Origin of the sequence: Pectobacterium sp. PL64 (genome assembly GCF_022477975.1) — a bacterium.
In the GTDB taxonomy this organism is placed as follows: domain Bacteria; phylum Pseudomonadota; class Gammaproteobacteria; order Enterobacterales; family Enterobacteriaceae; genus Pectobacterium; species Pectobacterium jejuense.
Map to the genome: position 1 here is coordinate 4315213 of NZ_CP092070.1, position 13262 is coordinate 4328474.

Here is a 13262-nt window from a genome sequence, read left to right on the forward strand (position 1 = left end):
GAAGTATCGCTCCTTGAAAAACAGATGAAATCTAACTGATTGATAAAATGGATAACGGGCTATTTCTTGCTGCCATTTCCCATCTTTTTAAGAAAACGCTGCTGCTCAACCAAAATCGCTTTCAACGTAATACATTGATAATCAATGCCGTAACGCGGGGCGACGTCTGCAATAATTTTCGATAACGCAGGGTAGTGCCGATGATTCCAGTTGGGAAAAATATGGTGAGTCAGGTGCATATTGAGCTGTCCCAGCCAGTAGCCAAGCCAGGCGGGACGAGTCGTCCAGTCCACCGTGGTGGAAAAGACGTGCTGATAGCGACCATGCCTGAATAGGCCATCGTCCGGTGCCTGATAGAACGTGCCTTTTGCCCAGTGCGACCCCAGAATCAGGACAACAAAAATCAGCGACGACAGCATTTGGCTCAGCAGATAGACCAGCAATAGCGCACCGAGGCTGACAGGTGTCGGCGACAACAGCCAATAGGGGATCGCCAGCGCCAGCAGGGCATGCAGCGCTTTTGATAACAGAAAAATACCCCAGCCCTTACCGCCCTGAAGCGTCATATTGCGCGTCACCTGCGTTTTCCCCGCACGATCGAGCCAGTCAAAAAACCAGATGATGCAGGGGAATGTCAGCGATGCCACCATCGGCCAGTAGTAGCGCTGGGCGCGCATAAAAAAGCGAAACCGCTGATAGGGTGATTGCCGCAAAACGCCATTCTCTTCGATATCCAAATCGTAGTGCTGCACGTTGACATGCGCATGATGGAAAATCACATGCCGCACTCGCCAGCAGTCGGAATCCATACCAAGCGGAATACTCACCACGATATTGAGCAGGCGATTCGCCCACGGCCGCCGGAAAAAGACGTTATGCGAGGCGTCATGCACCACGTTCACCGCCAGAAACATGGCGGTAAAAATAAAGCCAAAATAGCAGCCTGCAAAACCCCACAGCGTCGTCTGCCGGAGGCTGAAACCATAAAACGTCAGACACAGCGCCACCAGAAACAGCATCTTGCCGATAAACCCAGCGTTGGCAAAACGGTGGTCGCCCGTTTCCGCCAGATAATCATTCGCGGCCTTCATCAACGCCCGATGTAACGCCAGATCGCGACCTTGTTCATAGCGGAGCGGCTTCAGCGGTGCGAGCGTCATTCTTCCTCCGCTCCCGCTTTCACGACGCATCGCGAAGTACGCCGATCGTTACCTTCACCCATCAATTTTAAAAACCGGCGCTGACTGGCCAGTAGCTCACGATAGGTAATACAGCGGTAGTTCATGCCATGCTCGGCAGCCACGCGCCGTAAGATGTCGGCTAACGCAGGATAATGGCGATGATGCCATCCCGGGAAAAGATGATGCGTCAGATGTAAGTGCAACCCTCCCGTCCAGCGTCTCAAGCCAGCGCGGCGTCGGCAGCCAGTCACAGGCTGTCGCAAAATTGTGCTGATACCAACCCTGAGGCATGGCCTCTGTATCAGTAACGGTATAGAACTCAGCCTCCGCCCAGTGCGTGCCCAGCAGCAAAAATACCACCAGCAACGAGGCCAGCATCTGACCCAACAAATAGCTTAACAGCACGATGCCTGGGCTAATGCCGTGTGCCGCTCCTACCATGATGGGAATCACCAGTAACAGCAGGACATGGCCGATTTTACTGCCGACAAAAATCATCCATCCGCGGTAGCCTAACTGTGCTGAACGAGCGTTGACGGGAGTTTTCCCCAAGCGATCGGCCCAATCAAAAATCCAGGCGATATAAGGGAGCGAGAACGCGGCCACCAGCGGCCAGTAAAGATGCTGATAACGCATGTAGGAACGGTGGCGCTGAAAAGGCGTTTGGCGGAAAACCCCATTCTCTTCCGTATCCAGATCGTAATGTTCCACATTCGGATAGATGTGGTGGAAGTCCACATGACGCAAACGCCAGTAATCGGGATCGATACCTAACGGCAACGTGACGATGCGCCCGACCACGCGATTCAGTGTTCGGTTGCGGAAAAAAGTATTATGGGAGGCGTCATGATTAACGATGATATTCAATAACATCGACAGCATGATGAAAGAGAAATAGCTCAGGAAGAACGTCCACGCCGTCTGCTGCACTAAGCAAGCGGCATAACAGGCGATGCAGCATAAAAAGAGTAATCCGGCCTTAACGAACTGGCCGCTATCGGCAAAACGATGATCGTGATTCGCGCGGAGATAGGCCGACGTTTCCCGCTGTAATGCCCGATGAAAAGCCTGCTCGTCCTTCGCAGGATACGGTTTGGCGGGAAGCACATTAACCATTTTCAGGTTCCTCGGTCATAGGCCGCTGGCCCCAGCCAACTGCCATCGCCAGCCCGTGCAGCGCCAGCATCAGCATCGCAATCTTCCAGTAAAGCGCTTCCCAGCCCAGATAGACAAGAAACACGGCTGGGAATAGCAGCACCACCACGAGCCAAACGTAAATGCCCCAGCGCCGTCCTTCGGAAATCCCGCCCAGCGCAACCGCACCCGCCACCAGCAGCAGGAAGAGCGCCGCCTGCGACAGATTGGCGGAATCATAGCCGTAGCCATACAGGTAGACATAACCCACCACCAGCGCAAACAGCAGCATCGCTCCGGCAATCAAGGCCACTGGCGTACAGTGAAACGTTGCCTGACGTGTACGGCGCACCGACAGCTTCAGGTACTGCATAAAAGGCAGGTTACTGGCCCAAAACGGATTTTTTGATGGTGTTGCTTTGCCTGCACCGTAGCGGAAAGGCGTGTCAGGCAACTGCGGGCAAAAGCTGCCGAACAGCTTGTCCCAAAAAATGAAGGTGCCGCCGAAGTTCTTATCAGCGTACGCACGGTCGTTCACGTGGTGCACACGATGGTGTGCGGGCGTCACCAGAACCTTTTCCAGCCAGCCCAGTTTGGGCGTCATGGCATTATGGTTAAAGAGCTGAACGCTGTAATGCAGGATGGACACGGTAACGAACACGTACAGTGGTACGCCGAGCAGCGCCAGAATCAGGAAGAACGGAATCGAGGTCAGCGAGGAATACCAGGAATTACGCACGCCCAGCGACAGATTGAAATGTTCGCCCTGATGATGCACCACATGCACCGCCCAGAGCACACCAAAGGTATGGTGCAGGCGATGTAGCCAATAGAAACCGAAATCCCAGGCGAGTATCGCGAACAGCCACATCAGCACCGGCGGCCAGGTGTCCACCCAGCCCAAACTGAAATGCGCCGCGACATAGCCATAGCAAAAAATCTCCACGCTGCGAAAAAGCCACAGCATGATATGCCCTGAGTTCAGGTTGAAAACCACGTCATGCCAGTTCACCTTCTCACGCTGCATCCACTGTAGAACCAGCGCTTCGCCAATTACCACAACCAGCATGAAGACAATGGGTAATGCCAAATCGATCATGATGTCATTCCTGATGGCGCTTATCGTTAGGCAGCGGAGCTCGTGGAGAAATAGCCTTCACCGCCTCCCGGCTACGCAGAAAAATCCACCCGGCAATTCCCGCCAGCATTGCTCCCGTCACCAGGTCGATGAACAGATGTCGGCGCAGTTGCAGGATAGACAGGGCAATCGCCGCCCCCCACAGAAGGTACAAACCGGTTTTCACCTTCTGCTGGCTATCGCTCATTGCCCACACCGCCAGCACCGTTAGCGCAATATGCAGTGACGGCAGGCAATTCTGCGGCGAGTCGATATGCAGCAAAAGCTGTAGCACACGCGTGGAGAGATCGTCCCCGACGACCTGCGGATACACCATTGTGGTCGGAAAAATCAGGTACACCGCACCCGCAATCAAGGCAGTCAGCTGCGTTGCTCGACGTAACCCCGCCAGACGCGTAATCGGGCAAGATAAGTAAGACAGCGGCACGATGATAAAAAACGAGAGATACAGCCAGATCGCCGACGCGCTAAAAGGAATCCACTCATCAACAAACGACGTCGGCAGTACCGTTCCCAGCCCCTGAAACTGTGCGCTCAGTTGATACACCAGCCCGACCGTTCCCCAGCCGAAGAGCAACGCTTTCAGTCGCAATAGCCGCGTTTTTTGCGGAAATAGCCTCATGCACTCTCCTTCAGGCGGGTAATCCTTCTGCGCTTTTGCGTAAACTCCGGCGCAATCTCACCGGCGGTTAACCGCCACCGTAGCCGCGACGCATCAATGCCCTGTAACGCAAACTGCTGCGACAGACTATCCCGACAGGCTTCCAATTCCGGCAGACTGCACGCGGCGGATAAATGCAGCGTCACATCGCCCTGCTGCACCAGTCGATAGTCGGCATGCAGCGGCAGCGCATTGGCGATCACTCGACTACAGAGATCGGCAAACACGGTTTGAGGTTCGCCGTTGATATCCAGCAGTCGCAGGCTGTCATCGCTGCGTCCTTCAATGCGGGCAATCGCCATCGTCACTCGACCACACGCGCAGGGCGTTTTTTGCTTCACCAACACATCGTCCAGCCGATAGCGCACAATCGGCTGGGTGCTGCGGGTGAAATCGGTGATGATGGGCGTAAAGCGTTCGTCATCCAGCCACTGCGGCTCGATGTGAATAAATTCTTCGTTGAGATGCAGCGTGCCGTGCTCGCAGGTCGATGCCAGAAAGCCTTCCGTCGCCTGATACACTTCCCCAACCTGTCCGAAGACCTGCTGGAGCAATTGCTTGTCCTGCGGTTCCAGCACCTCGGCCACGGAAATCACCTTTTTGACCGACAGCCGTAGCTCACCGCGCTGTACCGCCAGCGCCAGTTCGCGCAGCACCTGTGCGGGAGCGACAATAATCGACGGCGACCACGCTTCCAGCCGCGAAAAATGCGCAGAAAATGGCGCGAAGAGATCGTAAAACGACAGGCTGAGCCAGCGGTTATCCACGCTGTGATACAGGTTGTTATCCGCCCGCAGGAACAACGCCACCCGCTCACCAGCACGTAAGCCGTCCGGCAGCATTTTCGCCAGCATGCCTCCCGCCCACACCTGTTGTTCACGCGGGCTGACGACAAACAGGCCACGCTGCCCAGAGGTGCCGGACGATAGCCCGACGCTGAATCTGCCCACATTTGGCGTGAAGTCGCGATCTTCCTCACTGCGGCGCGCACAGGCGAGCAGTTCATCCCGCTTGAGCCCGGCGGTGTTCATCCGATCGAATTCGGCCATCATCACGGCTTTATCCATCATCGGCCAGGATGTCATGGGTAGCTGGCAGTAAGGCCGGAAATAAGGGCTGCGCGCCAGTACGCGCCGTGCAAAACGAGAAAGCTGGCACTGCTGATGGCGTTCAAGCGCCTGACGGGTGGAAAAGGTCAAGCGTCTGGCGCGGAAATAGTGCCAGATCGTCATCAGCGGAATCATAAGTCACCCTCGTGACACAGCCGAATCTCGACTTGCCCGTTCAGGTGCAACTGGTGCAGCTGATCCAGCGTGTGGTAATAGGCTTTTGGATCGTCCATCACCAGATTCGCCAGCCGCGACGGCCCACGCCCTTCGCGATAGCTGTGCGGCGACCAGGCGGCATCGCTTGCCAGCAGCACCCAGCCGTTTTCCGTCAGCACAAACGCGCCGAGGTGTCCGGCAGCATGGCCGGGCAGTGGCACCAGCACGATCTCTTTATCGCTACCCGGCAACGCATAGCCTTGCGTAAACGGCGCCAGCTCGGCTGGCAGATCGGTAAGCGGGAAGTTCTCAACAAACTGGAGCGTCTGCTCAAAATGCTCAGGGATCAGCGCGGGCACAAACGCCCGCTTCAAGGCCGCGAAACCGCGCAGGCTCCGCGTCTGCTGCCATCCCAGCGCCGAACAGATAAACGGCACGTCAGGGAAATCCCGCAGCCCCGCGATATGGTCGCCGTGAAAATGGGAAATAATCAGGCCGTCGATGTCCGCCGGTTGAATCCCCTGCCCATGTAGTTGGTGAATCAGCGCATCTTTCGTCTCGAAATGCACTGGCGTCATTCTGCGGTACAGCTGGAACAGGCCGGATTGCGTGGCATCGGTAAAATGCTGGGCATAGCCGGTGTCCCACAGCCAGCGCTTACCCTGACTTTCCAACATCCAGACGCGTGCCGGAAAACGGCACACTTTCCATCCCGCACCACGCAGCGCCATGCAGCCGGGATGCAGGCAGTACCCGACCTCAAACGTTGAAATATTAGCCATGTCCGTCAGTCCTCCGCTGTGCAAGGTGCGCGTTGAACCAGTTACCCGTTAGCTCGATGCCCTGCTGAAGGGAGAAACGCGGCTGATACCCCAGCTCCTGCTTGGCTTTCTCCGCACTGAGCGTCATATCGAAATTCACCGCTCCCGCACTGTAGCGCGTCAGCAGCGGCTCTTTCCGGCTAAACCACGAGAACAGCTCCATGCCACCCGCCACCGCGTACAGCAGCGGATACGGCACTGCCCTGACGCGATAGTTCATCCCCAACTGCCCGCTCAGCAGTTGTTGAAGCATGTCTACAAGGCGTGCGGGTTCATGATTGGTGATGTTATACGCCGAGCCAGACACTAACCCCGTGCGCTGACTGGCAAGCGCCATCGCTTCCACCACGTTGCCGACAAACGTCAGATCCAGCAGCGCTTCGCCACCGCGCGGGAGCCGCAGCACGCCGCCGCCCACTGCAATCTGTTCCAGAACTCGCGGCAGAATCACGCGGTCATGCGGGCCAAACAGGCCACGCGGGCGCAGAATCACGTAGGTAGTTTGCGGGTAGCGCGACGTCAGCGCCTGAAGGCGTTCTTCCGCCAGAAATTTGGTCTGCGCATAGTGACTGGCAAAACGCGCCGCGCGGTAGCTTTCATCGATATTCAGGTGGTGCTGATAGTCGAAGTAAATCGCGGGCGTGGAAATATGCACAAAGCGCGGGATACCCAACTGACCAGCAGCGTCGGCTAGCCGTGCCGTCACCTCAGTATTATTCTGATAAAAATCATTATATTGGCCCCACGGTGATGATTTCGCGGCGCAGTGCCAGACTACATCACAGCCCGCCATCAGCGTTCGAAACTGGTCTACCGAGGTTTCCACCAAATCGATACCAATAAACTGCGCGCCCAGCGTTGCAAGCTGTTGCCCCACCGAGCGATCGCGCCCGCAGGCCAGCACCTGATGCCCGGCCTGAAGCAGCCACTCCACCGCGTTACGCCCCAGTCCGCTGGTCGCGCCCGTGACGAAGACTCTCATGGGATCAATACCATGCCGCCCAGCGTCAACCCGGCGGCCGTACCGACCAGCATCGCGGGTTCTCCCTCAGGCAGACGCTGCGTCACGATGGCATGATGCAGCGCCGTCGGAATCGAGGCAGCCACCTGATTACCGTGATAGCGATAAATATCGATCAGCCTTTCGGTCGGGATCGCCAGCCGCTTACGCATATGTTCCAGCGACAGGTGGCTGGCCTGATGAGGAACCACCGCCGCCATCTGATCCAGCGAATAGCCGCTGGCCTCCAGCAGCCGTTGCAGATAGCCTTCAATCAGGGCAGAAGCCTGCCTGAATAGCCGTTTTCCCTGCATATGGAACAGAAAATCATGCAGTTCCATCCCCGCACGCGGGTTACGCAAGGTGCCGCCAGCGCGGATCTGGCACAGTTCGTTACCCTTCGGATAGGTTTCCAGCAGACACGCCGCAATACCGCTGCGCCCATCACCACGTTCGACAATGGCACACGCGGCACCATCGCCAAAAATCAGCGACGACTCTTCGTCATCCCAATCGATACCGCGCGAAGCCAGTTCGGTCGAGACGATGGCAATACGTCGATAAGCGCCAGTATTTAACAGCCCAGCCGCCACCTGAAGCGCGGAAATAAAGCTGACGCAGCTGCTGTTAATATCGAAACAGGCCGTCCCTTTTGGCAGAGACGAGGCTTTTAATAAGTGGCTGGCGCTATAAGGCAGCGCCTGAATCGGAATCGCGGAAGCAAACAGCAGCAGATCGATGGACGCTGGCGGAATAACGCCCCGCGCCAGCGCGTCATTTAACGCCGCCACACCGAGTTCCGCCTGGCTAGCATGATTATCCGCATGGTGGCGATAAATAATGCCTGAACGGCTTTCGACATATCCAGCGGGCTTATTGAGCCGCGCATCTAATTCAGCCGACGTCACCCGCTGCGCAGGAAGTGCGCTGCCGGTAGAAATAATCTTGAGTGGAATCAATCCCTGAGTAAATGCATGACTTTGCGTCTTCAACTTCAATCCTTTCTAGATTTATTATCGTTTTACCCGTACTGAGCAGGCTATCACGTACGGTATTTATTCATTCTGTCGCTAAGAATAACGAAATCACCGCGAATTGAAATGTTAAGCTGTGTGGTCGCCCTATTCCATCCCGACACTTTTTCGCTATTCTCTGTGCATTCGCGATGCTTAATTAAGCCAGAAGTTATACTTATGTCATTGTTTATCAAATCGGTTATTGGCGCGCTGATCGTATTGCTCATCAGCGTACTGGCGAAAAGCCGAAACTATTATATTGCCGGGCTGGTGCCGCTATTTCCCACGTTCGCGCTGATCGCACATTATATCGTTGGCACCGAACGTGGGCTGGAAGCGCTGCGCGCCACCATCCTGTTTGGCATCTGGTCCGTTATTCCTTATCTGGTTTATCTCATCTCACTTTATTACTTTACCGCGTGGATGAAATTGCCACAGGCGCTGTTTGCAGCGGTCGTGTGTTGGAGTGTATCAGCGGCTCTGCTGGTCAAAATCTGGACGTGGTATCAGGGGAATTAGGTGTTGGCAGAAGGGATGGCCCCTCTGCCATAGGCAGGTGAGATTAGGCGAAGGCGAAGCCTTCATCTTCCCATCCCGTGATTCCCCCTATCATAATTTTTACCGGGCGACCGAGTTGTGCCAGCTTTAATGCCGCCTGATCTGCGCCATTGCAGTGTGGTCCCGCGCAATAGACGACAAACCGCGTGTCATCAGGCCACTCGGCCATACGCTCAGGTGTGATTTCACGGTGCGGAAGGTGAATCGCTCCCGGTATATGGCGCGCGCTAAAGTGCTTCGTCGATCCCACCACATGCAATAACACAAAGTCCTGCTGAGTGTCAGAGAGCGATCCCGCCACATCCGCACAGTCTGTTTCAACGGACAGGCGACGTGAAAAATGGGATAGGGCGATATCAGAAGCAGCAAAGGGATATTCAGTCACGTAACTCATCGATTTTTCTCACTGATTGGAATGAGGCTCGACTATAAAACGGATACATAAAGGCTGGCAGATGGCATTATTGCCATATATCGTCAATATCATGACAAGTTATTGAGGTGAGGAAATCGATGTTCAATCCGCTTGTTGTCGTACTCGCTTATGATGGCTTGTGTACATTCGAATTTGGTATCGCTGTTGAAGTCTTCGGCCTTCCTCGCCCCGAAATGGGGGAACATTGGTATCAGTTTGCCGTTGCGGGTTTAGACAGTGGCGCGATGCGGGCAACGGGTGGCATCCATGTGGTTGCCGATGGTGGCCTTGAGCTGTTAACACAGGCAGGGACGATTATCATTCCCGGCTGGAAAGGCAGTGATGTGCCCGTCCCCACACATCTGGTCGATACATTACGCCAGGCACATCAGCAGGGTGCCAGGCTGCTCTCTATCTGTTCTGGCGTTTTTGTCCTCGCGGCGACAGGCCTGCTTTCCGGGCGACGCGCCACGACGCATTGGCGCTACAGCGACACGTTAAAAATGCAATATCCTGATATCAACATCGAGCCAGACGTGCTTTATATCGATGAGGGAACGATTCTTACGTCCGCCGGGAGTGCGGCGGGTATCGATCTGGGGCTGCATCTCATCCGTCGGGATTACGGCAGCAAAGCGGCCAATCAAGTGGCTCGCCGATTGGTAGTCGCACCGCATCGTGATGGCGGGCAAGCACAGTATATTGAAAAAGCGGTACCTGTAGACTACGAACGCTCGCGACTCGGACCGCTTATCGATCATGTTCGAGCCAACCTCGCGGAAGAGTATTCCGTTACGAAACTGGCAGCAATTTCCTGTATGAGCCCGCGCACATTCCTTCGCCGTTTTTCTGCCGCTACAGGTACGACGCCAGCGCGCTGGCTACTGGCCGAACGGCTGAATACCGCACGCGATTTACTGGAAAATACGCGCTTATCGATCGAGAAAATCGCCGAAACGGTAGGATTCGGTACCGCAGCCTCGTTACGCCACCATTTTCGCCAGCAGCTCGATCTCACGCCTTCAACCTATCGGTTGCGCTTCGGGCAGAGAGCCGATGATATCCCTGAGAATCTTGCCGCTAAGAGAGGATAAGTTCATGACAAAAACAACGTACCCCGGCACGATTCATCGCCCCATTCTCTCCGCGCAGGAAGCCGAACGCTTCACGCTCCCGCACTATTTCACGCTACGTGGACACGATGATCAGACAGAGGCTGACATCTGGCAGCCCGCACCGATTGAGGTCGATCCAGCGACGCCCTGGGTTGTCGGGCCACAGGTGGGGGTGGATGGCGCAACACACGCCCATGTTCAACAGGCGGTGAACGCCGCGCTGCGGGCGCAACAGGATCGGGCGCGGATTGAGATTAAACTGCTGCCAGGCACCTATACCGGCACGGTCTATATCCCTGCCGATGCCCCACCGCTCACGCTGTTTGGGGCGGGAGAACAACCGGATGACGTAGTGATTCAACTCGCGCTGGATTCGATGTTTTCACCCGCGATCTACCGGGAAACGGTAAATTCGCACGGTGAATATCAGCCCGGCGATCCTGCCTGGTATCTGTACGATCTCTGTGCGTCAAAGCAGAACGCGACGATTGATACCATTTGTTCCGCCGTGGTCTGGTCGCAGAGCGACAATTTCCAGATGAAGAACCTGACAGTGGTGAATACCTTGCTGGATTCAGTGGATAGTCGTGCACATCAGGCCGTTGCGCTGCGCACCGACGGCGATAAAGTTCAGCTTGAAAAGGTCCGCCTCATCGGTCGTCAGGATACGTTTTTCGTCAATACCAGCAACCTTCAGAATGAGTACGTCACGGACCGTTACAGCCGAGCCTACATTAAAGACAGCTACATTGAGGGCGATGTCGATTACGTTTTTGGGCGCGCAACTGCGGTATTCGAGCGCGTCCACTTTCATACAGTTTCCAGCCGTGGGGCGAAAGATATTCACGTCTTCGCGCCTGACAGCATGCCGGGGGTGCAATACGGTTTTCTGGCAGTGGCGTGTCGTTTCACAGGAGACGAAGGCTTCAGCGGAGGAAAAAAGGCCAAACTGGGGCGCGCCTGGGATCAGGGAGCAAGGCAGACGGGATACCAGCCGGGCCAGACGGCAAACGGCCAGTTAGTGATTCGCGACAGCACGATTGACGCCAGCTATGACAGAGAACAGCCGTGGGGCGCGGCGGCAACCACCGCACGGCCCTTTGCGGGTAACGCGGATTCAGCCCGCAATCTCGACGATGTGCATTTCAATCGGCTGTGGGAATACCACAATATCGACGAGACGTGAGGTACAGCGAAAGGGATAACAATATAAAAGGTGAGTGTTATTCGCGAAAGAGTCGCACTGATGGAATTAATTAACCTGAACTGCTGGCGGCCTGTAAACAATACAGGCCATAGAAAAGTAAAAGAATTTTATTATATTACTGATAAATCTCGCTTAATTCGCATTCCCTGATGTTAGCCAGTCATCACGCTTATCCAGAGCGTTATTTATTTTTTTTACTTCACGCCCTTAGCATTGTCGTTCGATTGTATGTTTTTTCACTCCCCCATAACAATTAGACTTAGGTACAGGTGTAGGTATATACTTTTCCGTTACACGGATGTTGATTCTTCAGACTGAGGTCATGAGATGTCGCCATTATTCTCCAGTAGCGAAATAATAAGCAGAGTAATCAAATGCCATTTTAATGAAAACCTGGATCACTACGATGGCATCAAATTCTCATTTATGGTTCTGAATAAGAAAAACCCCTCTGAAATGATCATTATTTCCAGTTATCCCGATGAATGGGTTAATCTCTACAAAGAAAATAAATACCAGCACATTGATCCTGTTGTTCTTGCTTCATTTAATAAAATATCGCCTTTCTCTTGGGAGAAAAGTCTGGTTATTAATACTCGACTACAGCTTGCCAAGATATTTGACCTCTCTAAAAAATATAATATTATCAATGGATATACTTTTGTCCTTCACGATCATGGCGATAATTTAGCGATGCTATCTATTATCGTGGACAGCTCATATCCCGATGATGTTGAAACATTCATTGAAGAGAAGAAAGACACCTTTCAGATGCTATTAATTGATGCATATGAAAAAATCATCTCCCTTTGCAGAGAGATGATTGAAAATAAAAAACAATTAAATAATAAAGAAATATTCTCTCAACGAGAAAATGAAATCCTTTACTGGGCCAGTATGGGTAAAACCTATCTGGAAGTCGCTATTATTCTCGGTATCAAAACCAGTACGGTAAAATTTCATATCGGCAACGTTGTGAAAAAACTGGGCGTCCTAAATGCCAAGCATGCCATCAGGCTCGGCGTTGAGTTACAGCTCATCAAGCCTGTGCAATAGCGGCAGGTACCCGTAGAGGCCACTGCTTCAATTCATTGCTCATAAATGTCCCGCTGCGGTTAATACGACGAGCCAACGCTTCCTGATTCTCATCATCAACCGGAAGAAAAACCAAATAAACTCTTTCTTCCTTTTCTGACAAACCTTGTTCGACCACGCGAATTCCCCAGCCAGATCGTTTTAATATCGTCAGCATAGGGTGACTCACTATCGTATATATTCCATCATAGCCTTTGTCCCTTGAGTAATTAATCATCGAAAGAAATAACATCGAACTAATTGGGTATTCATTGCCGAGAATATCTTTCGCTCGTGATTTATCGACAAAGAACCGACTAGATTCCAGGTAATTCCCTTCAGGGATGTTTATCTCCTTGAAGTAAGGAAAAAACGTCCCGGTAATCATGTTAGGGTATTTTGTTTCAATAAATCTCAAACTACAGATAACGGTGTTATCTTTGATGCCAAAAAGATAAGTCGTGTTATTATTATCATACTGATCAAATTCCATTCCATCAGTACATTGCACGGCCCAATTCAGTCGATCTTTAAACGTCTCTTTTCTGAGGGTAAATAGCTCTTCTGATTTCGTTTCTGACAACAAGGTGTGATTTACATCAAATATCTCTAACATTTTTCCTCCATTGAAAAGTTAATACATAACCTCAAAAAACGATACGCCATCCCACAGATCC

Annotated in this window: 13 protein-coding genes and 1 pseudogene; 4 read left to right on the forward strand and 10 right to left on the reverse strand. The window is 53.4% G+C overall.

Annotated features, from left to right (window positions below; translation table 11 throughout):
- Window positions 1-59: 59 nt before the first annotated feature.
- The 8 genes and pseudogenes from HP572_RS19430 to HP572_RS19465 all read right to left on the reverse strand — a co-directional run bounded on the left by HP572_RS19430 (window position 60) and on the right by HP572_RS19465 (window position 8192).
- Window positions 60-1160: an acyl-CoA desaturase gene (locus tag HP572_RS19430; RefSeq protein WP_240584079.1), complete on the reverse strand. Its 1101-nt coding sequence runs from the start codon at window positions 1158-1160 to the stop codon at window positions 60-62.
- A pseudogene (locus HP572_RS19435) lies at window positions 1157-2297 on the reverse strand (fatty acid desaturase). Before HP572_RS19435 ends, HP572_RS19430 begins: the two are co-directional and overlap by 4 nt.
- The gene (locus HP572_RS19440; RefSeq protein WP_240584080.1) at window positions 2290-3414 is read right to left on the reverse strand and encodes a sterol desaturase family protein; all 1125 of its coding nucleotides are present in this window, start codon (window positions 3412-3414) and stop codon (window positions 2290-2292) included. Before HP572_RS19440 ends, HP572_RS19435 begins: the two are co-directional and overlap by 8 nt.
- Window positions 3415-3418: 4 nt before the next feature.
- A complete protein-coding gene (locus HP572_RS19445) occupies window positions 3419-4075 on the reverse strand; it encodes a phosphatase PAP2 family protein (RefSeq protein WP_240584081.1) in 657 nt (218 codons plus the stop codon).
- The gene (locus HP572_RS19450; protein WP_240584082.1) at window positions 4072-5358 is read right to left on the reverse strand and encodes a F390 synthetase-related protein; all 1287 of its coding nucleotides are present in this window, start codon (window positions 5356-5358) and stop codon (window positions 4072-4074) included. The genes HP572_RS19445 and HP572_RS19450 overlap by 4 nt, the downstream gene beginning before the upstream one ends.
- The gene (locus HP572_RS19455) at window positions 5355-6161 is read right to left on the reverse strand and encodes an MBL fold metallo-hydrolase (RefSeq protein ID WP_240584083.1); all 807 of its coding nucleotides are present in this window, start codon (window positions 6159-6161) and stop codon (window positions 5355-5357) included. The genes HP572_RS19450 and HP572_RS19455 overlap by 4 nt, the downstream gene beginning before the upstream one ends.
- Complete coding sequence (locus HP572_RS19460; protein WP_240584084.1) at window positions 6154-7182, reverse strand: NAD(P)-dependent oxidoreductase; 1029 nt, start codon at window positions 7180-7182, stop codon at window positions 6154-6156. Before HP572_RS19460 ends, HP572_RS19455 begins: the two co-directional genes overlap by 8 nt.
- A complete protein-coding gene (locus tag HP572_RS19465; RefSeq protein ID WP_240584085.1) occupies window positions 7179-8192 on the reverse strand; it encodes a 3-oxoacyl-[acyl-carrier-protein] synthase III C-terminal domain-containing protein in 1014 nt (337 codons plus the stop codon). Before HP572_RS19465 ends, HP572_RS19460 begins: the two co-directional genes overlap by 4 nt.
- 201 nt (window positions 8193-8393) lie before the next feature.
- Here HP572_RS19465 and HP572_RS19470 point away from each other — a divergent pair, with 201 nt between their 5' ends.
- Window positions 8394-8735, forward strand: coding sequence for a GlpM family protein (locus tag HP572_RS19470; RefSeq protein WP_095701160.1), 342 nt, complete (start codon window positions 8394-8396; stop codon window positions 8733-8735).
- Between the two features lie 43 nt (window positions 8736-8778).
- Here HP572_RS19470 and HP572_RS19475 read toward each other — a convergent pair whose 3' ends face one another.
- Window positions 8779-9168 (reverse strand): rhodanese-like domain-containing protein, encoded by a 390-nt coding sequence (locus HP572_RS19475; protein ID WP_039483193.1) that lies wholly within the window; start codon window positions 9166-9168, stop codon window positions 8779-8781.
- Between the two features lie 119 nt (window positions 9169-9287).
- Here HP572_RS19475 and ftrA point away from each other — a divergent pair, with 119 nt between their 5' ends.
- From ftrA to HP572_RS19490, 3 genes are all read left to right on the forward strand, one after another.
- Window positions 9288-10283 carry a transcriptional regulator FtrA gene (gene ftrA, locus HP572_RS19480; protein ID WP_240584086.1) on the forward strand — a complete coding sequence of 332 codons (996 nt, stop codon included), beginning with the start codon at window positions 9288-9290 and terminating at the stop codon, window positions 10281-10283.
- A 4-nt stretch (window positions 10284-10287) separates the two neighbouring features.
- Window positions 10288-11490, forward strand: a complete 1203-nt coding sequence (gene pemB, locus HP572_RS19485) for a pectinesterase PemB (RefSeq protein WP_240584087.1) — start codon at window positions 10288-10290, stop codon at window positions 11488-11490.
- A gap of 348 nt (window positions 11491-11838) precedes the next feature.
- Window positions 11839-12567, forward strand: a complete 729-nt coding sequence (locus HP572_RS19490) for a LuxR family transcriptional regulator (RefSeq protein WP_205551975.1) — start codon at window positions 11839-11841, stop codon at window positions 12565-12567.
- On the opposite strand, the gene carI is transcribed toward HP572_RS19490, so the two are convergent.
- Window positions 12551-13201: an acyl-homoserine-lactone synthase CarI gene (carI, locus tag HP572_RS19495; RefSeq protein ID WP_010300609.1), complete on the reverse strand. Its 651-nt coding sequence runs from the start codon at window positions 13199-13201 to the stop codon at window positions 12551-12553. The two genes, HP572_RS19490 and carI, sit on opposite strands and share 17 nt — an antisense overlap.
- Window positions 13202-13262 lie beyond the last annotated feature (61 nt).